This is a genomic window from Pseudomonas sp. SWRI22, from assembly GCF_014268395.2.
In the GTDB taxonomy this organism is placed as follows: Bacteria; Pseudomonadota; Gammaproteobacteria; order Pseudomonadales; family Pseudomonadaceae; genus Aquipseudomonas; species Aquipseudomonas paracarnis.
The window spans coordinates 1336665-1357531 of the sequence record NZ_JABWQK020000001.1; the positions used below are offsets into that span (position 1 = coordinate 1336665).

Annotated in this window: 18 protein-coding genes; 9 read left to right on the plus strand and 9 right to left on the minus strand. The window is 59.7% G+C overall.

Features of this window, described 5'->3' with window-relative positions:
* Window positions 1–60: 60 nt before the first annotated feature.
* A complete protein-coding gene (locus tag HU730_RS05815) occupies window positions 61–645 on the minus strand; it encodes an ACP phosphodiesterase (RefSeq protein ID WP_034125979.1) in 585 nt (194 codons plus the stop codon).
* Window positions 646–800: 155 nt separating this feature from the next.
* Here HU730_RS05815 and HU730_RS05820 point away from each other — a divergent pair, with 155 nt between their 5' ends.
* The 3 genes from HU730_RS05820 to HU730_RS05830 are packed head-to-tail and all read left to right on the plus strand — an operon-like array spanning window position 801 to window position 3380.
* Complete coding sequence (locus HU730_RS05820) at window positions 801–1112, plus strand: helix-turn-helix transcriptional regulator (protein ID WP_034125978.1); 312 nt, start codon at window positions 801–803, stop codon at window positions 1110–1112.
* A gap of 17 nt (window positions 1113–1129) precedes the next feature.
* Window positions 1130–2296 (plus strand): MFS transporter, encoded by a 1167-nt coding sequence (locus HU730_RS05825; RefSeq protein ID WP_034125977.1) that lies wholly within the window; start codon window positions 1130–1132, stop codon window positions 2294–2296.
* 28 nt (window positions 2297–2324) lie between these two features.
* A complete protein-coding gene (locus tag HU730_RS05830) occupies window positions 2325–3380 on the plus strand; it encodes an alkene reductase (protein WP_034125976.1) in 1056 nt (351 codons plus the stop codon).
* A gap of 344 nt (window positions 3381–3724) precedes the next feature.
* On the opposite strand, the gene HU730_RS05835 is transcribed toward HU730_RS05830, so the two are convergent.
* Window positions 3725–4357: a TetR family transcriptional regulator gene (locus HU730_RS05835; RefSeq protein ID WP_034125975.1), complete on the minus strand. Its 633-nt coding sequence runs from the start codon at window positions 4355–4357 to the stop codon at window positions 3725–3727.
* Between the two features lie 265 nt (window positions 4358–4622).
* On the opposite strand from HU730_RS05835, the gene HU730_RS05840 reads away from it, so the two are divergent.
* Genes HU730_RS05840 through adeC form a run of 3 tightly spaced genes read left to right on the plus strand, consistent with a single transcriptional unit; the run spans window position 4623 to window position 10390 of the window.
* Window positions 4623–5771 carry an efflux RND transporter periplasmic adaptor subunit gene (locus tag HU730_RS05840; RefSeq protein ID WP_014717303.1) on the plus strand — a complete coding sequence of 383 codons (1149 nt, stop codon included), beginning with the start codon at window positions 4623–4625 and terminating at the stop codon, window positions 5769–5771.
* A 3-nt stretch (window positions 5772–5774) separates the two neighbouring features.
* Window positions 5775–8936 (plus strand): efflux RND transporter permease subunit, encoded by a 3162-nt coding sequence (locus tag HU730_RS05845; RefSeq protein ID WP_034125973.1) that lies wholly within the window; start codon window positions 5775–5777, stop codon window positions 8934–8936.
* Window positions 8933–10390 (plus strand): AdeC/AdeK/OprM family multidrug efflux complex outer membrane factor, encoded by a 1458-nt coding sequence (adeC, locus tag HU730_RS05850; protein WP_186526583.1) that lies wholly within the window; start codon window positions 8933–8935, stop codon window positions 10388–10390. Before HU730_RS05845 ends, adeC begins: the two co-directional genes overlap by 4 nt.
* A 78-nt stretch (window positions 10391–10468) precedes the next feature.
* Here adeC and HU730_RS05855 read toward each other — a convergent pair whose 3' ends face one another.
* Window positions 10469–10924 carry a hypothetical protein gene (locus HU730_RS05855; RefSeq protein WP_186526582.1) on the minus strand — a complete coding sequence of 152 codons (456 nt, stop codon included), beginning with the start codon at window positions 10922–10924 and terminating at the stop codon, window positions 10469–10471.
* 249 nt (window positions 10925–11173) lie between these two features.
* On the opposite strand from HU730_RS05855, the gene HU730_RS05860 reads away from it, so the two are divergent.
* The 3 genes from HU730_RS05860 (at window position 11174) to HU730_RS05870 (ending at window position 15468) form a co-directional block, all read left to right on the plus strand.
* The gene (locus tag HU730_RS05860) at window positions 11174–12424 is read left to right on the plus strand and encodes an OprD family porin (protein ID WP_186526581.1); all 1251 of its coding nucleotides are present in this window, start codon (window positions 11174–11176) and stop codon (window positions 12422–12424) included.
* Window positions 12425–12506: 82 nt separating this feature from the next.
* A complete protein-coding gene (locus tag HU730_RS05865; protein WP_186526580.1) occupies window positions 12507–13406 on the plus strand; it encodes a polysaccharide deacetylase family protein in 900 nt (299 codons plus the stop codon).
* Window positions 13407–13806: 400 nt separating this feature from the next.
* Entirely contained in the window at window positions 13807–15468 is a 1662-nt protein-coding gene (locus HU730_RS05870) for a M91 family zinc metallopeptidase (RefSeq protein WP_186526579.1), read from the plus strand.
* An 18-nt stretch (window positions 15469–15486) separates the two neighbouring features.
* Here the strand turns inward: HU730_RS05870 and pcaC are convergent, their stop codons facing one another.
* The 6 genes from pcaC to pcaH form a co-directional block, all read right to left on the minus strand.
* Entirely contained in the window at window positions 15487–15885 is a 399-nt protein-coding gene (gene pcaC, locus HU730_RS05875; protein WP_034125971.1) for a 4-carboxymuconolactone decarboxylase, read from the minus strand.
* 10 nt (window positions 15886–15895) lie between these two features.
* A complete protein-coding gene (pcaD, locus tag HU730_RS05880) occupies window positions 15896–16687 on the minus strand; it encodes a 3-oxoadipate enol-lactonase (protein WP_186526578.1) in 792 nt (263 codons plus the stop codon).
* A 10-nt stretch (window positions 16688–16697) separates the two neighbouring features.
* Window positions 16698–18062, minus strand: coding sequence for a 3-carboxy-cis,cis-muconate cycloisomerase (locus tag HU730_RS05885; protein WP_186526577.1), 1365 nt, complete (start codon window positions 18060–18062; stop codon window positions 16698–16700).
* 10 nt (window positions 18063–18072) lie between these two features.
* Entirely contained in the window at window positions 18073–19368 is a 1296-nt protein-coding gene (locus HU730_RS05890) for an MFS family transporter (protein WP_032893116.1), read from the minus strand.
* A gap of 218 nt (window positions 19369–19586) precedes the next feature.
* Window positions 19587–20153, minus strand: a complete 567-nt coding sequence (pcaG, locus tag HU730_RS05895; protein ID WP_057975635.1) for a protocatechuate 3,4-dioxygenase subunit alpha — start codon at window positions 20151–20153, stop codon at window positions 19587–19589.
* A gap of 1 nt (window position 20154) precedes the next feature.
* Window positions 20155–20859: a protocatechuate 3,4-dioxygenase subunit beta gene (gene pcaH / locus HU730_RS05900; RefSeq protein WP_019817832.1), complete on the minus strand. Its 705-nt coding sequence runs from the start codon at window positions 20857–20859 to the stop codon at window positions 20155–20157.
* Window positions 20860–20867 lie beyond the last annotated feature (8 nt).

Consider the following 20867-nt stretch of genomic DNA (forward strand, 5'->3'; position numbering starts at 1 on the left):
GGGTCAGCCATAACATTCTCAACCGGTAGGCCGCTATCGCCGGCAAGTCAGCTCCCACATTCAGATCTCAATAGTCAGTTGAGATTGCGCAAATTTCTGCAACTCTGGGTAGAACAGTCGAAAGTCCTCACTCAACGGCTCATACAAAACCCGCAACTCCTGCATCGCATACCCCAGTTCCTCAGGTTGTGTCAGCCGCCGCGAAATCCCGCGCAGCACCTGCTCCATCACCGCAAACTCGCGGTACGAGCCCAACCAATCATCCGCGGCCATATACGGCGCAATCTGCGCCAGCCGCCCCGGTAGTGCGGGTTCAGCCGCCAACACCCGATACACCTGCGACGTGAAACGCTCCAGAGGCTGGTCGGCATACAGCGCCCAATCCCGCGCCAGACAATGGTCAAAAAACACATCGAGCACGATGCCGGCATAGCGCCTGCGGGTCTGGCTGAAACGCGACAACGCCTCCCCCACCAAGGGGTGGCTGTCGGTGAACCGGTCGATGGAGCGATGCAGCTGGATCGCCGCTTCGATTTGCGGGCTGAACTGGCCCTGCAGGCGGCCTTTGACGAAGTCGCCATAGAGGCTGCCCAGCAATTGCGCCGGAAGTTGGCCGCCCAGGTGCAGATGTGCGAGATAATTCATGCCGCGCAGTCTACCACTGCCACCCACATATCGTTATAACCCGATATACCGATTCGCTTTGGTCTCATATCAAAATCATATTGGTATATCGGGATATTGCGATTTAAAGTTCGCCTCATCGCGATATAACGCTTTACGACACCGAGCACCCTGCCATGTCCATCGACCTCGACGAAATAATAAAAGCCCTGGCGCACCCAGTACGACGAGACATCCTCACCTGGCTCAAAGACCCGAAAGTGCAGTTCCCCGAGCAATTGCACAACCACGAATACGGCATCTGCGCCGGGCAGATCGACCAGCGCTGCGGCTTGTCCCAGTCGACCGTGTCGGCGCACCTGGCCACCTTGCAACGGGCGGGGTTGATCACCAGCCAGAAGGCCGGGCAGTGGCACTTTTTCAAGCGCAACGAGGAAGTGATCCAAGCCTTTCTCGCTGCGCTCATTACCGAACTCAGCGCACCGTAATCATCAAGGACACGCCCATGCCCCTCTCGCTACTCATACTGGCCCTGAGCGCCTTCGCCATCGGCACCACCGAGTTCGTCATCATGGGCTTGCTGCCCGATGTGGCGACGGACCTGGGTGTGTCGATTCCCGGCGCCGGCTGGCTGGTCACCGGCTACGCCCTGGGCGTGGCCATCGGCGCGCCGTTCATGGCACTGGCCACCGCCAGGCTGCCACGCAAGGCGGCGCTGGTAGCGCTGATGGGTATTTTCATTATCGGCAATCTGCTCTGTGCCCTGGCAAGCGACTACAACGTGCTGATGTTTGCCCGTGTGGTCACAGCGTTGTGCCACGGTGCGTTCTTCGGCATTGGCTCGGTGGTGGCGGCCAACCTGGTGCCGGCCAACAAACGTGCGTCGGCCGTCGCGTTGATGTTCACTGGGTTGACCCTGGCGAACGTGCTGGGCGTGCCCCTGGGTACGGCGCTGGGCCAGGAAGCCGGCTGGCGCTCGACCTTCTGGGCCGTGACCGTGATTGGCGTAATCGCCTTGATCGGCCTTATTCGCTTCCTGCCCGCCAAGCGTGACGAAGAAAAACTCGACATGCGCGCCGAACTGGCCGCCCTCAAGGGTGCCGGTATCTGGCTGTCGCTGAGCATGACCGCGCTGTTTGCCGCGTCTATGTTTACCCTCTTTACCTACGTCGCACCGCTGCTCGGCGATGTCACCGGCGTGTCGCCCAAGGGCGTGACCTGGACCCTGCTGCTGATCGGCCTGGGGCTCACCGTGGGCAACATCATCGGCGGCAAACTGGCGGACAAGCGCCTGGCGGCCACCTTGATCGGCGTGTTCATCAGCATGGCGGTGGTTTCCACGGTGTTGAGCTGGACCAGCGTTGCGGTGATACCGACTGAAATCACCCTGTTCCTGTGGGCCACCGCCTCGTTCGCCGCCGTGCCGGCGCTGCAAATCAACGTGGTGACCTTCGGCAAGGCCGCGCCGAACCTAGTATCCACCCTGAATATCGGTGCCTTCAACATCGGCAACGCCCTCGGCGCCTGGGTCGGCGGCAGCGTGATTGCCCACGGTTTCGGCCTGACCAGCGTGCCCCTGGCCGCTGCAGCACTGGCGATTCTCGCGCTGCTGGTGACCCTTATCACTTTCCGTCAGGGCGGCAACGCCGACCTGGCCCCCGCGACCAACTGATCAACTTGAAAGAGAAGGTGTTTTTTCCATGACGACTATTTTCGATCCGATCACACTGGGCGACGTGCAACTGTCGAACCGCATCATCATGGCGCCGCTGACCCGCTGCCGCGCAGACGCCGGGCGCGTGCCCAACGCGCTGATGGCCGAGTACTACGTGCAACGCGCGTCCGCGGGGCTGATCCTCAGCGAAGCCACTTCCGTGGCACCGATGGGCGTGGGCTACCCGGACACCCCCGGCATCTGGTCCAACGATCAGGTGCGCGGCTGGGCCAACATCACCAAGGCCGTGCATGGCGCGGGCGGCAAGATCTTCCTGCAGTTGTGGCACGTTGGCCGCATCTCCCACGAGTCCTACCTGAACGGCGAAACCCCGGTGGCTCCGAGTGCGGTCCAGGCTAAAGGCCACGTCAGCCTGGTTCGCCCATTGGCCGACTACCCAACCCCGCGCGCCCTGGAAACCGCTGAAATCGCCGACATCGTCGACGCTTATCGCACCGGCGCCGAGAACGCCAAGGCCGCCGGTTTCGACGGCGTGGAAATCCACGGCGCCAACGGCTACCTGCTTGACCAGTTCCTGCAGAGCAGCACCAACCAGCGCACCGACCAGTACGGTGGTTCCCTGGAAAACCGTGCGCGCCTGTTGCTGGAAGTCACCGACGCCGCCATCGAAGTCTGGGGCGCCGGCCGCGTGGGCGTGCACCTGGCACCGCGTGCTGACGCGCATGACATGGGTGACGACAACCTCGCCGAGACCTTCACCTACGTCGCCAGCGAACTGGGCAAGCGCGGCATCGCCTTCATCTGCTCCCGCGAAAAAGAAGGCGCAGACAGCCTTGGTCCACAGCTGAAAAAAGCCTTCGGCGGCGTATACATCGCCAACGAACGTTTCACCAAAGACAGCGCCAACGCCTGGCTGGCGGCGGGCAAGGCGGATGCAGTGGCCTTTGGTATTCCTTTTATCGCCAACCCGGACCTGCCGGCGCGACTGAAGGCCGATGCGCCGTTGAACGAGCCGCACCCCGAAACTTTCTATGGCAAAGGCCCGGTGGGTTACATCGACTACCCGACGCTGCCGATCTAACCTAACCCGCAAACCCAATGCGGTAGGAGCGAGCTTGCTCGCGAGAAACTAACAGGCGCCGCGTTCACTCAGGAAGCACGCGTTATCGTTGAAGTTTTTCGCGAGCAAGCTCGCTCCTACAGTGTCAGGAGCAAGTCCCCTCCCACATTTGTGCCTGTCTGTAGCCCCCCCTGGAAACATCGCTTCACAGAACGGCAACAATATCGCTACAAAATACTTAGCCGGCTACCTATCAACCGCCCGCCAGGCCGTATATAAAGTCACCCCACAAATCAGCCAGAAGGACGATTGACCGTCCTTAGGCTTTACTGTTGACACAACGGGTTGCAATTACGCATTTTGTTTCAATTGCGCAGGCTGGGGCTCAGGCGCAGCATGTCCAGCCCTATATCAGCCCAGCGCTCGGCGTCCTGGTGCAGTTCAAAGCTATCGGGGACCAGCAGCCACTGGCCGATCAAACCGTGGATGAAGGCATGTATGCAGACAGCCCCACGGGTGGTGTCGAGATTTTCAGGCAGTTGCCCGCGATGAACCGCGTTACGCAACGTCAGGCTGATACGCAGGTTGCATTCCAGGCTGTGGGTCTGGCGTTGGCGGCGCATGTCACACATTTCATCGGTGAACTCGCACTTATGAAACAGAATCTCGTTGATGCGCCGGGTTTTCGGGTCCAGGGCCACTTCATGGTAGAGATGAATCAGCAGCTTGCGCATACAGCCCAGCGGGTCGACTTCATCCTCGCTTTCACTCGCCCGGGCCAATTCGTCCAGGGGTTCGTGCAGCGTATCGAGCAAGGCCTGGAGCAAATCGGACTTATTGCTGAAATGCCAATAGATAGCCCCACGCGTCACGCCCGCCAACGCGGCGATGTCCGCCAGGGTGGTACGCGCTACGCCACGCTCATAAAAGGCTTGCTCGGCGGCTTGGAGAATCTGGCTGCGCGTTTCCTGAGCTTCCTCTTTGGTGCGACGAACCATGGCAGTAAAACCTCAATCGGGACACTGTGGACGGTACTTGACCGTCATCTGAATAATTGTGGGACGACGCCGTCATGGGCGCCGAACGTACTAGAATCGAGGCTTGCGGCAGTGCTTTGTCAACATTGCGCCAAGCCTGTCAAGAGTTTACAAACAACCATGAACGTAAGTATATTGCGTAGCAAGCTACTTATCCACTCACGGCTTGTTTTTTACCCTTCCACACTTCTTGTGCGCACTCTGCGCGCCTGACCCGAGGATCTTCATGCAACTTAAGCCAGCTGTTACCGCTCTGGTCACTGCCGTCGCCCTGGCATCGCTGCTCAGCGGATGTAAAAAGGAAGAAGCGGCACCGCCCGCTCAAACCCCTCAGGTCGGCGTGGTCACCATTCAACCGCAAGCCTATACCCTGACTACCGAGCTGCCAGGCCGCACCACGGCCTTTCGCATCGCGGAAGTCCGGCCTCAGGTCAACGGCATCATTCTCAAGCGCCTGTTCAAGGAAGGCGCCGACGTGAAGGAAGGGCAACAGCTCTACCAGATCGACCCGTCGGTGTATGAAGCCACGCTCAAAAGCGCACAAGCGAGCCTGACCCAGACCAAATCCATCACCGATCGCTACAAGCAATTGGTCGAGGAGCAAGCCGTCAGCCGTCAGGAATACGACACCGCCGTTGCCAACCGCATGACTGCCGAGGCAAACGTTCAAACCGCCCAGATCAACGTGCGCTACACCAAGGTGTACGCGCCGATCTCCGGGCGTATTGGCCGTTCTTCGGTAACCGAAGGCGCACTGGTCAGCAATGGCCAGGCCGACGCCATGGCGGTGATCCAGCAACTGGACCCGATCTACGTCGACGTCACGCAATCTTCAGCTGAAATGCTCAAGCTGCGTCGCGACCTGGCCAGCGGCCAACTGGAAAAAGCCGGCGACAACGCTGCCAAGGTCAAGCTGACCCTGGAAGACGGCACGGCCTACGCCCAGGACGGCAAGCTGGAGTTCTCCGAAGTGTCGGTCGACCAGACCACCGGTTCCGTGACCCTGCGCGCCGTGTTCCCCAACCCTGATCACGTGCTGCTGCCGGGCATGTTCGTACACGCCCAGTTGCTGGCCGGTGTGAACAGCAAAGCCATCCTGGCTCCGCAACAAGGCGTGACCCGTGACCTGCGCGGCATTCCGACCGCGCTGATTGTGAACAAGGACAACAAGGTCGAGCAACGCGAACTGGTTGCCAACCGTACCGCCGGTGCCTACTGGCTGGTGGAAAAAGGCCTCAATGCCGGTGATCGCGTCATCACCGAAGGCTTGCAGTACGTCAAGCCAGGCGCCGAGGTGAAGGTCACGGAAGCCTCCAACGCTAAACCCGCCGGTACTGCCGCAGCGCCTGCTGCCGCTGCTGGTCAAGGGGAGTAATCCATGTCGAAATTTTTTATCGACCGTCCCATTTTCGCCTGGGTAATTGCCCTGGTGATCATGCTGGTCGGGGCACTCTCGATCCTGAAGTTGCCCATCAACCAATACCCGGCCATTGCGCCAACGGCCATTGATATCCAGGTGACCTACCCAGGCGCTTCCGCACAAACCGTGCAGGACACCGTGGTGCAGGTCATCGAGCAACAGCTCAACGGTATCGACAACCTGCGTTATGTCTCCTCGGACAGTAACTCCGACGGCAGCATGACCATCACCGTGACCTTCAACCAGGGTACCAACCCGGATATCGCTCAGGTCCAGGTACAGAACAAGCTCAACCTGGCCACCCCACTGCTGCCGCAAGAAGTGCAGCAACAGGGTATCCGCGTGACCAAGTCGGTGAAGAACTTCCTGATGGTGATCGGTCTGGTGTCGGAAGACGGCAGCATGACCAAGGACGACCTCTCCAACTACATCGTGTCCAACATCCAGGACCCGATCTCCCGTACCGCGGGGGTGGGTGACTTCCAGGTGTTCGGTTCGCAGTACGCCATGCGTATCTGGCTCGACCCGGCCAAACTGAACAATTACCAGCTCACGCCAGTGGACGTCAGCAATGCCATCAAGGCCCAGAACGTGCAGGTGGCCACCGGTCAACTGGGCGGTCTGCCTGCCCTGCCCGGCACCCAGCTGAACGCCACGATCATCGGCAAGACGCGCCTGCAAAGCACCGAAGAATTCGCCAAGATTCTGATGAAGGTGAACACCGACGGCTCCCAGGTTCGCCTGGGTGACGTCGCGCGCATCGAACTGGGCGGCCAGAACTACAGCATCAGTGCACAGTTCAACGGCAAGCCGGCCTCGGGTATGGCGATCAAGCTGGCGGCCGGTGCCAACGCACTGGACACCGGCAAGGCCATCCGCGAAACAGTGAAGTCCCTGGAGCCGTTCTTCCCGCCTGGCATGAAGGCGGTGGTGCCCTATGACACCACCCCGGTCGTGACCGAATCGATCTCCGGTGTGGTTCACACTCTGGTCGAAGCGATCGTGCTGGTGTTCCTGGTGATGTTCCTGTTCCTGCAGAACTTCCGTGCCACCATCATCACCACCATGACCGTACCGGTGGTATTGCTGGGTACCTTCGGGATCCTGGCGGCGTGCGGCTTCACCATCAACACCTTGACCATGTTCGGCATGATCCTGGCCATCGGCTTGCTGGTGGACGATGCCATCGTCGTGGTGGAAAACGTCGAACGGGTAATGGCCGAGGAGCACCTGTCGCCCAAGGAAGCAACGATCAAGTCCATGGGCCAGATCCAGGGTGCCCTGGTGGGTATTGCCCTGGTACTGTCGGCGGTACTGCTGCCGATGGCGTTCTTCGGTGGTTCCACCGGTGTGATCTACCGGCAGTTCTCCATCACCATCGTTTCGGCGATGGCGTTGTCGGTGCTGGTTGCCCTGATCTTCACCCCGGCTTTGTGCGCCACCATGCTCAAGCCGATTGATCCGGAAAAACACGGCCAGCCCAAGCGCGGCTTCTTCGGCTGGTTCAACCGCACCTTCGACCGTGGCGTACTCAAGTACGAGCGCGGCGTGGGCGGCATGATCAAGCACAAGATCCCGGCATTCCTGGTGTATGCGCTGATCCTGGCCGGCATGATCTGGATGTTCACCCGTATTCCAAGCGCGTTCCTGCCTGAGGAAGACCAGGGTGTGATCTTCGCCCAGGTGCAGACACCGGTCGGTGCTTCGGCTGAGCGCACGCAGAAAGTCGTCGACGACATGCGCGCCTTCCTGCTGAACGACAAGGAAGGCGAGCCAGGCGAAGGCAAGGCGGTGAAGTCGGTGTTTACCGTGAACGGCTTCAACTTCGCCGGTCGTGGCCAGAGCTCCGGGCTTGCCTTCGTGATGCTCAAACCGTGGGATGAGCGTGATTCGAGCCAGTCGGTGTTCGAAGTGGCCAAGCGTGCCCAGGGTTACTTCTTCGGGGCCTTCAAGGACGCCATGGTTTTCGCCATCGTGCCGCCTTCGGTGCTGGAGTTGGGTAACGCCACGGGTTTCGACGTGTTCCTGCAAGACCAGGGTGGCGTCGGCCACGACAAGCTGATGGCTGCACGTAACCAGTTCCTGGGTGCGGCGGCACAAAGCAAGGTGCTGGCCGGCGTGCGTCCTAACGGCGTGAACGACGAGCCGCAGTACGAACTGACCGTTGACGACGAGAAAGCCAGTGCCCAAGGCATCAGCCTGGCGGATATCCAGCAGACCCTGGCCATTGCCTTGGGTGGTAGCTACATCAACGACTTCATCGACCGTGGTCGCGTGAAGAAGGTGTATGTACAAGGCGACGCCGCCAGCCGGATGTCGCCCGAAGACCTGGACAAATGGTACGTGCGCAGCAACGACGGGAAAATGGTGCCGCTGTCGGCCATCTCGTCGGGCAAGTGGATCTACGGTTCGCCCAAGCTTTCGCGATACAACGGTGTAGCGGCGATGGAAATCCTCGGTACCCCGGCACCGGGCTACAGTACCGGTGATGCGATGGCCGAAGTCGAACGCATCGCCAAAGAACTGCCGGCCGGTGTCGGTTACGCCTGGACAGGCCTGTCGTACGAAGAACGCCTTTCCGGTTCCCAGGCGCCAGCACTGTACGCACTGTCGCTGCTGGTCGTGTTCTTGTGCCTGGCGGCACTGTACGAAAGCTGGTCGATCCCGATCGCGGTGATTTTGGTTGTACCTCTGGGTGTGATCGGTGCACTGATCGCCACCAGCATGCGCGGTTTGTCCAACGACGTGTTCTTCCAGGTGGGCCTGTTGGTGACGGTGGGCCTGGCGGCGAAAAACGCCATCCTCATCGTGGAATTCGCCAAGGAACTGCATGAGCAAGGCAAAGGCATCGTCGAGGCGGCTATCGAAGCATCCCGCATGCGTCTGCGCCCGATCATCATGACCTCGTTGGCGTTCATGCTCGGCGTATTGCCGCTGGCAATCTCCACCGGCGCCGGTTCAGGCAGCCAGCACGCAATCGGTACCGGCGTTATCGGCGGTATGATCACGGCCACTGTGCTGGCGATCTTCTGGGTGCCACTGTTCTACGCAACCGTGTCCGCCGCTGGCGAACGCAAAAAGAAAGACACTACTGAAACTCCTAAAGAGGCTGGCCAATGAGCAAGTCGCTACTTTCCCTAGCCGTCACCGCATTCGTGCTCAGTGGCTGCTCGCTGATACCTGACTATCAGCGTCCCGACGCGCCGGTGGCCGCGCAGTTCCCGCAGGGGCCGGCGTATTCGTCGGCCCAGGCGCCGAGCCAGGCCGCTGCCGAGCAAGGCTGGAAGCAGTTTTTCCATGACCCTGCCCTGCAGCAATTGATCCAGACCGCGTTGGTGAACAACCGTGACCTGCGTGTCGCGGCGCTGAACATCGACGCCTATGCAGCGCAATACCAGATCCAGCGTGCCGACCTGTTCCCGGCGGTATCGGCCACCGGTAACGGCAGCCGTTCGCGCACCCCGGCCAAGCTGTCGCAGACCGGCGAATCGACCATCGCCAGCCAGTACTCGGCGGGCCTTGGCATCAGTTCGTATGAGCTGGACCTGTTCGGCCGCGTGCGCAGCCTCAGTGAAGAAGCGCTGCAAAAGTACTTCGCCACTGAAGAAGCGCGCCGCAGCACCCAAATCAGCCTGGTGGCCAGCGTGGCGAATGCCTACCTGACCTGGCAGGCCGACAAGGAGCTGCTCAAGCTGACCCAGGACACCCTGGCCGCGTTCGAGCAAAGCTACAAGCTCACCTCGCGCAGCAATGAAGTCGGCGTGGCCTCGGCCCTCGACCTCAGCCAGGCACGCACCTCGGTGGAAAACGCCCGTGTGCAACTGGCGCGTTACACCCGCCAGGTGGCCCAGGACGAAAACAGCCTGACCCTGCTGCTGGGCACCGGCCTGCCGGCGAATATCGCCAGCAAGCCGCTGTCCGATGACCTGCTCAGCGAAGTGCCTGCCGGGTTGCCCTCGGACTTGCTGCAACGTCGCCCAGACATCGTGCAAGCCGAGTACAACCTCAAGGCCGCCAACGCCAACATCGGCGCGGCCCGTGCGGCGTTCTTCCCGAGCATCAGCCTGACCGCCAGCGCCGGTACTGCCAGCCCTACCCTGGGTGGCCTGTTCAAAGGCGGTTCGGGTACCTGGGCGTTTGCCCCGCAGATCAACATCCCGATCTTCAACGCCGGTAGCCTGCGCGCAAGCCTGGACTACTCGAAGATCCAGAAAGAGATCAACGTGGCCAACTATGAGAAGGCCATCCAGACCGGCTTCCAGGAAGTCTCCGACGGCTTGGCCGCGCGTGCGACCTACAAGCAGCAACTGGATGCCCAGCGCGGCTTCGTCGAGGCTAACCAGAATTACTACCGCCTGGCCGAGCGTCGCTACCGCATTGGTGTCGACAGCAACCTGACCTTCCTCGACGCCCAGCGCCAACTGTTCAGTGCCCAGCAATCGCTGATCACCGATCGCCTGGCGCAGCTCACCAGCGAGGTCAACCTGTACAAGGCCCTCGGCGGTGGCTGGAACGAGCAGACTGCGAAGAACGAGCCGTTGAAAGAACAAGCACCGCCGTTGAAGTTGTTCTGATAGCGCGGGTGTGAAAAACCGCTTCCCTCACCGGAAGCGGTTTTTTTATGCCATGACTTTCAAATCATCAAAGAGAGCTCATGCATTGATTTCAAGCGTCGAACACTTGACCTCAATCTCCCTACCGTCATCGGTTGTCCAACCGAGTGAAAACCTGACATTGATCGAGGCCTCGCCAGAGCCATCGCTGGAAATGCTTTTGACGACCAAGTTGCCCCAATACTCTTGCGGGGAATACTCGACATCGCCTTCAAGCCCAAATGTGGCATGGATAAGGCCTTCTCCTGGCCCGATGATGTAGGTCATATTCTCCTTGAGCGTGAACGCACGCTCGGCTCCATCACCGTCAGCCTCAAGTGTCAGTTCGTTTTTCGAGCCAGGGTTGTCTTTGATCCCCAAGCGAATTCGTAACTGGTGCCCTTCGATGTAGCTCAACTCAAAACTATCGAATTGAATGGGCACCGTCTTGATCAATTCGGCCCTTAACGTATTTGAGGACGTTAAAAATGCACCCATATCTGTTCCAAAGCTCATGGAGTTCACTCCCTGATCACGTAAAAAAGATACCGCCACCTTTTCGAAAATAGGCCTATGAACTCAGAACATCTACTGTCAACCCTGACAGTAGACAGCTCCCCTGTGCGCCGGAAGCTGATGAGTTGAGCGCCTCTCAATTACGTTCGATCATCGCCCACAAACCACCTTCCCCTACTTTCATCGCCCCCGCACCGCCGCGCACCATGGCCGCCACCTGCATAAACCCAATAACAACAGGTCCACACCATGAGCACTTTCCAACCGCGCCAGCTGTTGCTGGCGGCTGCTGTCGCCAGTTCTGCCCTGCCCGTTCTCGCCCAGGATCACGGCTTTCTCGAAGACGCCAGCGCCAACCTCAACCTGCGTAATTTCTTCTTCAACCGCAACTACACCAATCCTACGAAGGCTCAGGGTGGCGCGCAGGAGTGGACGCAAAGTTTCATTCTCGACGCCAAGTCCGGGTTCACCCAAGGCACAGTCGGTTTTGGTGTGGATGTGCTGGGCTTGTACTCGCTCAAGCTTGATGGCGGGCGTGGCACGGGCGGCACGCAGTTGCTGCCGCTGGACCATGACGGTCGGCCAGCCGATGAATTTGGTCGGCTGGGCGTGGCATTCAAGGCGCGCTTTTCCAAGACCGAGCTGAAGGTGGGCGAATGGATGCCGGTGCTGCCGATCCTGCGTTCCGACGATGGCCGCTCCCTGCCACAGACCCTGCGTGGTGGGCAGATCACCTCGAAGGAAATCGACGGTCTGACCCTCTATGGCGGCCAATTCCGCGCCAACAGCCCGCGGGACGACGGCAGCATGAGCGACATGTCGATGTTCGGCAAAACCGCCTTCACCTCCGACCGTTTCAATTTCCAGGGCGCCGAATACGCGTTCAACGACAAACGCACCCAAGTCGGCGTGTGGAATGCCCAGCTCAAGGACATCTACAGCCAGCAGTTCGTCAATCTGATCCACAGCCAGCCTGTGGGCGACTGGACCCTGGGCGCCAACCTGGGCTTCTTCTACGGCAAGGACGACGGCAGCGCCCGCGCCGGCGACCTGGACAACAAAACCTGGTCCGGTTTGTTCTCGGCCAGGTACGGCGGCAACACCTTCTACGTCGGTTTGCAAACACTCACCGGCGACAGTGCCTGGATGCGCGTCAACGGCACCAGCGGCGGCACCCTGGCCAACGACAGCTACAACTCCAGCTATGACAACGCACAGGAAAAATCCTGGCAGGTTCGCCACGACTACAACTTCGCCGCCCTCGGTGTACCGGGCCTGACCCTGATGAACCGCTATATCAGCGGCAGCAACGTGCACACCGGCACCATCACCGACGGCAAGGAATGGGGCCGCGAGACCGAAGTAGGCTATACGGTGCAAAGCGGCACGCTGAAAAACCTCAACGTGCGCTGGCGCAATTCGAGCATGCGCAGGGACTACAGCAACAACGAGTTCGATGAGAACCGGTTGATCGTCAGCTATCCGATCAGTCTGCTGTAAACCGGCATAGCACTTACTGTATGGTGCGCGCCTGCCGCTGCTGATCCCCCCAGCAGCGGCCTTTACTCGGGCGCCGCACGGCATGAAATCCTTCGCTACAGCAATCGCACTGTTTGCCCTGGCCTTGAGCCTGGGGGGCTGCATCAGCGCCCCCATCGCCCTGACGCCACAGACCGAACAGCGCCTGCTGGCCCAGGCGCCGATCCGCTTTTTGCTGACTTTCGATGACGGCCCAAGCGCCTCGGGCTACAACAATCCGAGCCGTTCGGTAGTGGCGGACCTGGCCAACAACCCGGTGCTGCCGGGGATCAAGGCGGTGTTCTTCCTGCAGACCGAAGCCGCTCGCTCCGGCGGCAGTGCCCGGGGGCGCAAGACCATGGAACGCGAATTCGCCGCTGGCCATGTCCTGGCCTTTCACACCGCCACGGCGTTTCACACCAATCATCGCTGGCTGAACGACGCCACCCTGGAACACACCCTTACCGAAGGGGCCGCAGACATTGCCGCCATCACGGGGGCGCGCCCCGTGCTGGTACGCCCCCCCTTCTGGAACTACGACAAGCGCACCTTCGCCGCCTACCAACGCCACGGCATGCACGTACTGCTGACGGACTTGAGTGCCAATGACGGCAAGATCTGGGGCTTCAACGCCAGCCCGCGTCGGCGGGCCAACCTGTATCGGCAACTGTCGGTGGTACGCGAACGCATCGCCTTGGGTGAGCTGCCAACGGTGGAGGGGGTGATCCCGGTGGTGGTGACCTTCCATGACATCAATCGCTACACCGCGCGGCATATGCAGGAGTACTTGCAGATCCTGATGGACAGCGCTCGGGTCAACGGGTTGACGACCGCTGCCGAGCCGTTCTACACCGACACGGCCCAGCTGCAACGCGCGGCGATGGCACGTACGATCAAGGAAGTGAACGAGCCTGTGAATCTGCCGGGGGTGTGGAATTGGGTGTGGGATGCAGATACTCACTAAGAGGGAAAGTCGTACCGACCTATATATCTATTTGCAAAAATGATCATTCTAAAAACACTATAAAACTGTCATTTATAACAGCGCCCCCCGCCAATACCGAGCGCATAGAGTTGTCGACGATCGTTGTCGTCAGCAGGCATTGAACGCCGCCAACACGGCTCGAGCACCTCCTTGATCTCGCTACGGGTCACACCCAACTACAACGCGCAACCCTCGCCCGCTCGGTGAAAATTGCAAACGAAGCGGTACTTCTGCCGGGGGCTATGGCACTGGCTGTGGGGCGCCGACGCAAACTAAGCGTTCCGCAACAATTGGACTTACCGGTAGATACAGACATAAGGAACCAACCCTCAAAGTTCGCCAATAAAGAGGCACGCAATCCTTCATCTACAGGTAACCAATGATCACTCAGTCTTCCTTCACCCAAATACCAAACGCTGCCCCGATACTTTCATCGCCCTCACTTGCCTCTGGGCCTTCCAGCATTGCAACGGCGACTATTATTGAAATCCCCGGTTTCAGCGACCCTCGCTACGACAAGTACCGTCGCCACAGGTTAAACGCATTCTCACGTTTTACACCAGACCAACTCGCAGGCAAAGAAAAATACATCAACTCTGAAACATTACGACACGACAAGAATGTAAAAATAACTCATGAGGTAACCATCAATAGCCCGGATCGAAAGCCTGCCACTATCGCAGACAGCCACTTGGTAATTGAAACAGGTAACACCCATGACCGCATCAGAATAAAAAAAGGACCCGGCGAAAGTTTAACTGTACTCATCAATGAAATACCCTACCAACTAAATAACATGGCGTTCATAAATACCCCAATCTTCTGCTTGCGGATCAAAACAAACGGGGGCGACGACTGTGTGCTTGTCGACTCGGATGTTGAATTCCCTGTCGATATCGACTTAGGGGAAGGCAATGATTACGCCCAGGCGGGTTCAGGATACACCCTCATGCGCGGAGGGTCAGGCAACGACACGCTCAAACTCGGCAGAGGCGATGGTAAAGCATTCGGAGGGGACGGCGACGATCTGATGATCGCCGGTACCGGTCATGGCATGCTCAGAGGCAATAATGGCAATGACCGCATGCAAGCTGGCGAGGGCGTTGAAGGACGAGTTTTGTACATGGACGGGGGGGAGGGTCACGACTTTATGATTGTCACAAAAAACACTCTTGATAACCCGACTATTTTGCACGGAGGTAAAGGCGAAAACCTCATCGTCACTCACGGCAAGGCGACCGTATATACCGGTCGCGATAAAAACATCGTTCGCACGCACAGTGACGACACCGTAATCTACGCCAAACCAACGGATGAAATTCATCGTACCTCGGGCTCGACATTGACTCACACCGCCTACAAGGAACTGGGACACAGCGGGTATCTTGTTGACGGCTCTCAAGATTTCGTACAAAACGTAAACGATGATATTGACCTATTACGCCTCTCGCCGGTAGGCAAGCAGATGTTAGCTGAGGGTGACTCGGCAGCAAAACGTAATGATGCCCCTACGCTAATTAAAGAAACCGCCGACGAAAACGCTTACTACTACTACAACAATTCAAAACTAAAAAAACACTTTTCCACAAACAGGCCTAAGGACTTAGCATCTAAAGACCATTCGAGAGGGCAAGACTTCGGGGGCATTTCAATAACAGACGACTTAGTAGGATTAACACCATCCGACTACGGAAAAATTATTTCCAACCAACCCGGGGACGTCGCGAACGCAGGCGAAATACATTACAACCCCTCCTTTTCCATGTTTGATGGAAGTGGTCCCATTGTGGCTCTTTACCATGAGATGGCTCATGCGTATAACGGAGCCAACGGCACCGTGCTACCCGGGAGAACAAATCGGGAGCATAAGCCCCGCGGGGAACGCGATGAAGAACACCAAGCGGTTGGATTACCCACCGACGCACGGCCGTTCAACTTCATCAACAGTCCATTTGCGAAACCCACCACAACCAACCCGAAGCCGTTCACTGAAAACACACTCAGAGAAGAATTCCAACTGCCACTCAGAGAGGATTATTAGAAACAGGGCCAGCGTCTATCAGGCCGAACCTCGGGACTCCACGCCCAACTCATCCCACACTGACTCAGCCAAATGAAACGTCGCATTCGCCGCCGGGATCCCGCAATAGATCGCACTCTGCATCAACACCTCCTTGATCTCGGCGCGGGTCACGCCGTTGCTGGCGGCGGCACGCAGGTGCAGTTTCAGTTCTTCACTGCGGTTCATGCCGATCAGCATCGCGATGGTGATCAGGCTGCGGGTATGCCGAGGCAGGCCGGGGCGGGTCCAGATGTCACCCCAGGCATGGCGGGTGATCATTTCCTGGAACTCGCTGTTGAACTCAGTCAGGGCATTGAGGCTGCGGTCGACATGGGCATCGCCCAGTACTTCACGGCGCACCTGCAGGCCCTCGGCGTAACGTTGTTTTTCGTCCACAAATAGCTCCTCAGCGGGCCAGCAGAAATTCGATCACCCGGTCGCTGAACGCAGCACCGGTCTGCACGTTGGACAGGTGCGCCGCATAGAACTCGGCATACTCGGCACCCTGCACATGGCTCTGGATAAAGTGGCCGCCGGCTGGCGGCGTCACCGCGTCTTCGGTGCCAGCAATCACCAGGGTCGGCACCTTGATCGAGGACAATTGCTCACGAAAATCCGCATCGCGCACGGCGCCGCAGTTGGCGGCATACCCCTCGGGTGACGTGGCCGCGAGCATGTCGGTGATCTGCTTGGCCTGATGCGGGTTGGCAGCGGCGAAATCCGCGGTGAACCAGCGCGCAATCGACGCATCGCGCAGCGCCACCATCGCGGCTGCGCCATCACGCAGGACCATTTCGATACGCGGGTTCCACACCTCGGGCGTGCCGATCTTGGCCGCGGTATTACACACCACCAGGCGTTGCAGGCGCTCGCCGGCATGAATGCCCAGCCATTGGCCGATCAAGCCGCCCATGGACAGTCCGCAAAAATGCGCCTTCTGGATATCCAGCGCATCCAGCAGCGCGATCACGTCTCGGCCCAGTTGCTCGATGCTGTAAGGCCCCTCGGTCACCAGGGATTGGCCGTGGCCACGGGTGTCGAATCGCAGCACACGAAAATGCTCGGTGAAGGCCGGTATCTGGAGGTCCCACATATGCAGGTCGGTACCCAGGGAATTGGACAGCACCAATACCGGTGCGTCGGCGGGCCCCTCGAGTTGGTAATGCAGTTCGCCCTCGGCGAGTTGTACAAAAGCCACAGCGTTCTCCTCAGGCAGTCAAAGCAAAATGTTCGGTCACCGCACGCGTGACCCAGGTAGACGCCTGGCCCAGGTAGTGGGCAGGGTCGAGCAGCCGATCCAGTTCAGCCGCCGACAACTCGGCGGTGACGTGCGGCTCATCCGCCAGTACCGCGCGCAAATGGCGCTGCTCGGCGACCGCACGTTTGCAGCACTGCTCCAGCAGATGGTGTGCGGTGTCACGGCCCAAGCGTTGGGCGAGCACGATACTCACCGCTTCGGCCAGTACCAGGCCTTGGGTCAGGTCGAGGTTCTGTGCCATGCGTTCGGCATTCACCTCCAGCCCTTCACTGACCAGAATTGCCTGATGCAAGGCACCGGACACCAAGCGGCAAATCTCTGGCAAGGTTTCCCATTCGGCGTGCCACAAGCCCAGGCTGCGTTCGTGCTCCTGGGGCATGGCGCTGAACATTGTCGCCACCAGGCCGGGTACGCGGGTGGCTGCGCTGATCAGCACCGCGGCGCCCACCGGGTTACGCTTGTGCGGCATGGTGGACGAACCGCCCTTGCCCGGCGCCGAAGGCTCGAACACCTCCGCCGCTTCGGTCTGCATCAACAGGCTGATATCGCGGCCCAACTTGCCGAGGCTACCGGCAATCAGACCGAGCAGGCTGGCAAACTCCACCAGGCGGTCACGCTGGGTGTGCCAGGGTTGCTCCGGCAAGCCCAGTTGCAACTCGGCGGCCAAGGCCTCGGCCACAGGCATGGCGTGTTCGCCGAGGGCGGCCAAGGTGCCCGAGGCGCCGCCAAATTGCATCACCAGCAGGCGCGGCTTCAACTCGGCCAGGCGCTGGCGACTGCGCGTCACCGCGCCCAGCCAACCGGCGATTTTCATCCCCAGGGTGACCGGCGTCGCGTGCTGCAACCAGGTGCGCCCGGCCAACGGCACGGTGGCGTAACGCTGGGCCTGGGCGGCCAACACCTCCCCCAGGCGAGCCAGGTCGGCCTCGATCAATTCCACCCCACGGCGCAGTTGCAGCACCAGGCCGGTGTCCATCACATCCTGACTGGTTGCGCCCAGGTGCACATAACGCTCGGCGTCAGCGTCCTCACTGGCGATCAACTTGCCCAACGCCTTCACCAAAGGAATCGCTGAGTTGCCCGCCGTGGCAATTGCGCTGCCAAGGGCATCCACGTCATACAGCGACGCCAGGCACGCCTGGGCAATCGGTGCGACGGCGGCCTGGGGAATCAACCCTACGCGGGCCTGCGCCCGGGCCAGTGCGGCTTCGAAATCCAGCATGCCCTGCAAGCGCCCCTGGTCACAGAACACCTCGGCCATGCTGTCAGCAGTGAAATAAGCGTCGAACAGTTGATTGCTCGTGCGCAACGTCATAACTCATCCCTTACAGATCGTGATGCAGGTACGCCGCCTGTTTCGGCAGGCGCAAGCTGAACAGGAAGGCCACCGCCATCATCGCGGTGACGTACCAATAAAAGGTGTTTTCCATGCCGATGGATTTGAGGCTCAGCGCAACCACTTCTGCCGAACCGCCAAACACCGCGTTAGCCACCGCATAGGCCAGGCCTACGCCCAAGGCACGCACCTGCGGCGGAAACATCTCCGCTTTGACCAGGCCGCTGATGGAGGTGTAGAAGCTGACAATCGCCAAGGCCAGGGTGATCAGCACAAATGCCAAAAACGGGCTGGTCACGGTTTTCAAGGTCAACAGGATCGGCACAGTGAACAGCGTGCCAAGGCCGGCAAACCAGAGCATCGAATTACGCCGGCCGATCTTGTCGGCCAACATGCCGAACAACGGCTGCATGCACATGTACAGGAACAGCGCGCCGGTCATGATGTAGCTCGAGGTCTTGGCGTGCATGCCGACGGTGTTCACCAGGTACTTCTGCATGTAGGTGGTGAAGGTATAGAAAATCAGCGAGCCGCCGGCGGTGTAGCCCAGCACCGTAATGAAAGCTTTGCCGTGGTCGCGAAACAGCGCGACGATACTGCCGGCGTCCTTGTCTTCGCGCATTTCCTTGCTGGTGGTTTCTTTCAGGGTGCGACGCAGCAGCAGGGAGATCACGGCGGCTATGGCGCCGATCACAAACGGGATGCGCCAGCCCCAGGCACGCAGTTCTTCTTCGGTGAGGATCTGTTGCAGGATCACCACCACCAGCACCGCCAGCAACTGGCCGCCGATCAGGGTCACGTACTGGAACGAAGCAAAGAAGCCACGCTGGCCCTTGAGCGCGACTTCACTCATGTAGGTGGCCGTGGTGCCGTATTCGCCGCCCACCGACAAGCCCTGGAACAGTCGTGCCACCAACAGCAGCGCCGGGGCCCAGGCACCGATGTCGTTATAAGTGGGCAGGAAGGCGATGACCAGAGAGCCGCCGCACATCATCAGCACCGAGATCATCATCGAGTTCTTGCGCCCGTGCTTGTCGGCCACCCGGCCAAACAACCAACCACCGATCGGTCGCATCAGGAACCCGGCGGCAAACACACCGGCGGTGTTGAGCAACTGCACCGTGGGGTCATCCGAGGGGAAAAACGCCGGGGCAAAATAAATCGCGCAGAAGGCATAGACGTAGAAGTCGAACCATTCGACCAGGTTGCCGGAGGACGCACCGACAATCGCAAAGATCCGTTTGCTGCGTTCTTCTCCGGTGTAGTGGCTGGTTTTTGTTGTCATGTTTTTTTACTCAGTGGGAACGGTTATAGCCTAGACATACTTTGCAACAACCCTGTTCCGCAAGCAGACTTTTGGATAGGTGGAGCCTGGATGATCGTTCCCACGCTCTGCGTGGGAATGCCGTATGGGACGCTCCGCGTCCTGCCGTTCGCGGGTGACGCGCAGCGTCACGGGATGCATTACCACGCAGAGCGTGGGAACGATCGTCAACAGCCAACTCAATAGTCGAAGAACACCGTTTCCTTATCTGTGCCCTGCAAAATCACATTCCACTGATATACCCCTGCCGCATCCGCCTGGGCAATCAAGGTGCCACGACGTTCTGCCGGCACACACGCCAGCAACGGGTCATCGCCGTTCAAGGCCTCACCGTCAAAATAAATCCGCGTCAGCAAGTGCTTCACCAACCCACGGGCAAACACCAGCACCACCAAATGCGGCGCCTGGGTGGTGCCCTTGAGCCCCGGCACACTGCCCGGCTTGATGGTGGTAAAACGAAAACGCCCTTCGGCATCCACCGGCACGCGGCCGAAGCCTTCGAAGTTCGGGTCGAGCGCTTTGTCCTGCTCGTCTTCGGGGTGAGCATATTTGCCGACGGCGTTGGCCTGCCAGACTTCCAGCATGGCGTCGTTGACGACATCACCGTTGCCGTCCACCACTTGCCCGCTGATCGCCACGCGTTCGCCAAGGGTGGCGGTGACGGTCAGGTCTTCACGGTTCAGCCAGGTCAGGCCAATGTGGTAATACGGCCCGACGGTGTGGGACGTGGTCGCGTTGAGTGTCATCTCATTTCTCCATCGGCGTGGCGTCGCGGCCGCGCAGGACGATGTCCCAGCGGTAGCCGAGGGCATAGGAAGGAATGGTTTTTTCCAGGTCGAAGCTAGCGATCAAGCGTTGCTTGGCGCTGGTATCCGGCACGCAGTTGTAGATCGGGTCGTACTCCAGCAACGGGTCACCCGGGAAATACATTTGCGTCACAAGGCGCGTCAGCACGCTGGGGCCGAACAGCGAAAAGTGGATATGCGCCGGGCGCCAGGCGTTGTGGTGGTTGCCCCACGGGTAGGCGCCGGGCTTGATGGTCTGGAACTGGTACCAGCCATCGGCGTCGGTGACGGTGCGCCCGGTGCCGGTGAAGTTCGGGTCCAGGGGTGCATCGTGCAGGTCGCGCTTGTGGTTGTAGCGGCCGGCGGCATTGGCCTGCCAGATCTCCACGAGGATGCCCGGCACTGGCAGGCCGTTTTCGTCCAGCACACGGCCATGAATGATGATGCGCTCGCCTTGCGGCTCGCCCTCATGCTGGGCTGTCAGGTCGTTGTCCTTCTCATTGATACGTTCGGCGCCGATGGTCGGGCCGGTGATTTCCGACAAGGAATGGGGCAGGAACACCAAAGGCTGGGACGGCGAACGCAGGTTCGTCGACTGGTAGGCCGGGTGCAGGTAATCAGGTTGAGTGCCCGCTTGCGGGCGCCGGTAACCGGGCTTGTCACTCATGGAGCAAT

Excerpts from the sequence above, each read along its gene's own strand:
- HU730_RS05815 (WP_034125979.1), bottom strand. The coding sequence starts at position 645 with ATGAATTATCTCGCACATCTGCACCTGGGCGGCCAACTTCCGGCGCAA.
- HU730_RS05820 (WP_034125978.1), top strand. The coding sequence starts at position 801 with ATGTCCATCGACCTCGACGAAATAATAAAAGCCCTGGCGCACCCAGTA.
- HU730_RS05825 (WP_034125977.1), top strand. The coding sequence starts at position 1,130 with ATGCCCCTCTCGCTACTCATACTGGCCCTGAGCGCCTTCGCCATCGGC.
- HU730_RS05830 (WP_034125976.1), top strand. The coding sequence starts at position 2,325 with ATGACGACTATTTTCGATCCGATCACACTGGGCGACGTGCAACTGTCG.
- HU730_RS05835 (WP_034125975.1), bottom strand. The coding sequence starts at position 4,357 with ATGGTTCGTCGCACCAAAGAGGAAGCTCAGGAAACGCGCAGCCAGATT.
- HU730_RS05840 (WP_014717303.1), top strand. The coding sequence starts at position 4,623 with ATGCAACTTAAGCCAGCTGTTACCGCTCTGGTCACTGCCGTCGCCCTG.
- HU730_RS05845 (WP_034125973.1), top strand. The coding sequence starts at position 5,775 with ATGTCGAAATTTTTTATCGACCGTCCCATTTTCGCCTGGGTAATTGCC.
- adeC (WP_186526583.1), top strand. The coding sequence starts at position 8,933 with ATGAGCAAGTCGCTACTTTCCCTAGCCGTCACCGCATTCGTGCTCAGT.
- HU730_RS05855 (WP_186526582.1), bottom strand. The coding sequence starts at position 10,924 with ATGAGCTTTGGAACAGATATGGGTGCATTTTTAACGTCCTCAAATACG.
- HU730_RS05860 (WP_186526581.1), top strand. The coding sequence starts at position 11,174 with ATGAGCACTTTCCAACCGCGCCAGCTGTTGCTGGCGGCTGCTGTCGCC.
- HU730_RS05865 (WP_186526580.1), top strand. The coding sequence starts at position 12,507 with ATGAAATCCTTCGCTACAGCAATCGCACTGTTTGCCCTGGCCTTGAGC.
- HU730_RS05870 (WP_186526579.1), top strand. The coding sequence starts at position 13,807 with ATGATCACTCAGTCTTCCTTCACCCAAATACCAAACGCTGCCCCGATA.
- HU730_RS05885 (WP_186526577.1), bottom strand. The coding sequence starts at position 18,062 with ATGACGTTGCGCACGAGCAATCAACTGTTCGACGCTTATTTCACTGCT.
- HU730_RS05890 (WP_032893116.1), bottom strand. The coding sequence starts at position 19,368 with ATGACAACAAAAACCAGCCACTACACCGGAGAAGAACGCAGCAAACGG.
- pcaG (WP_057975635.1), bottom strand. The coding sequence starts at position 20,153 with ATGACACTCAACGCGACCACGTCCCACACCGTCGGGCCGTATTACCAC.
- pcaH (WP_019817832.1), bottom strand. The coding sequence starts at position 20,859 with ATGAGTGACAAGCCCGGTTACCGGCGCCCGCAAGCGGGCACTCAACCT.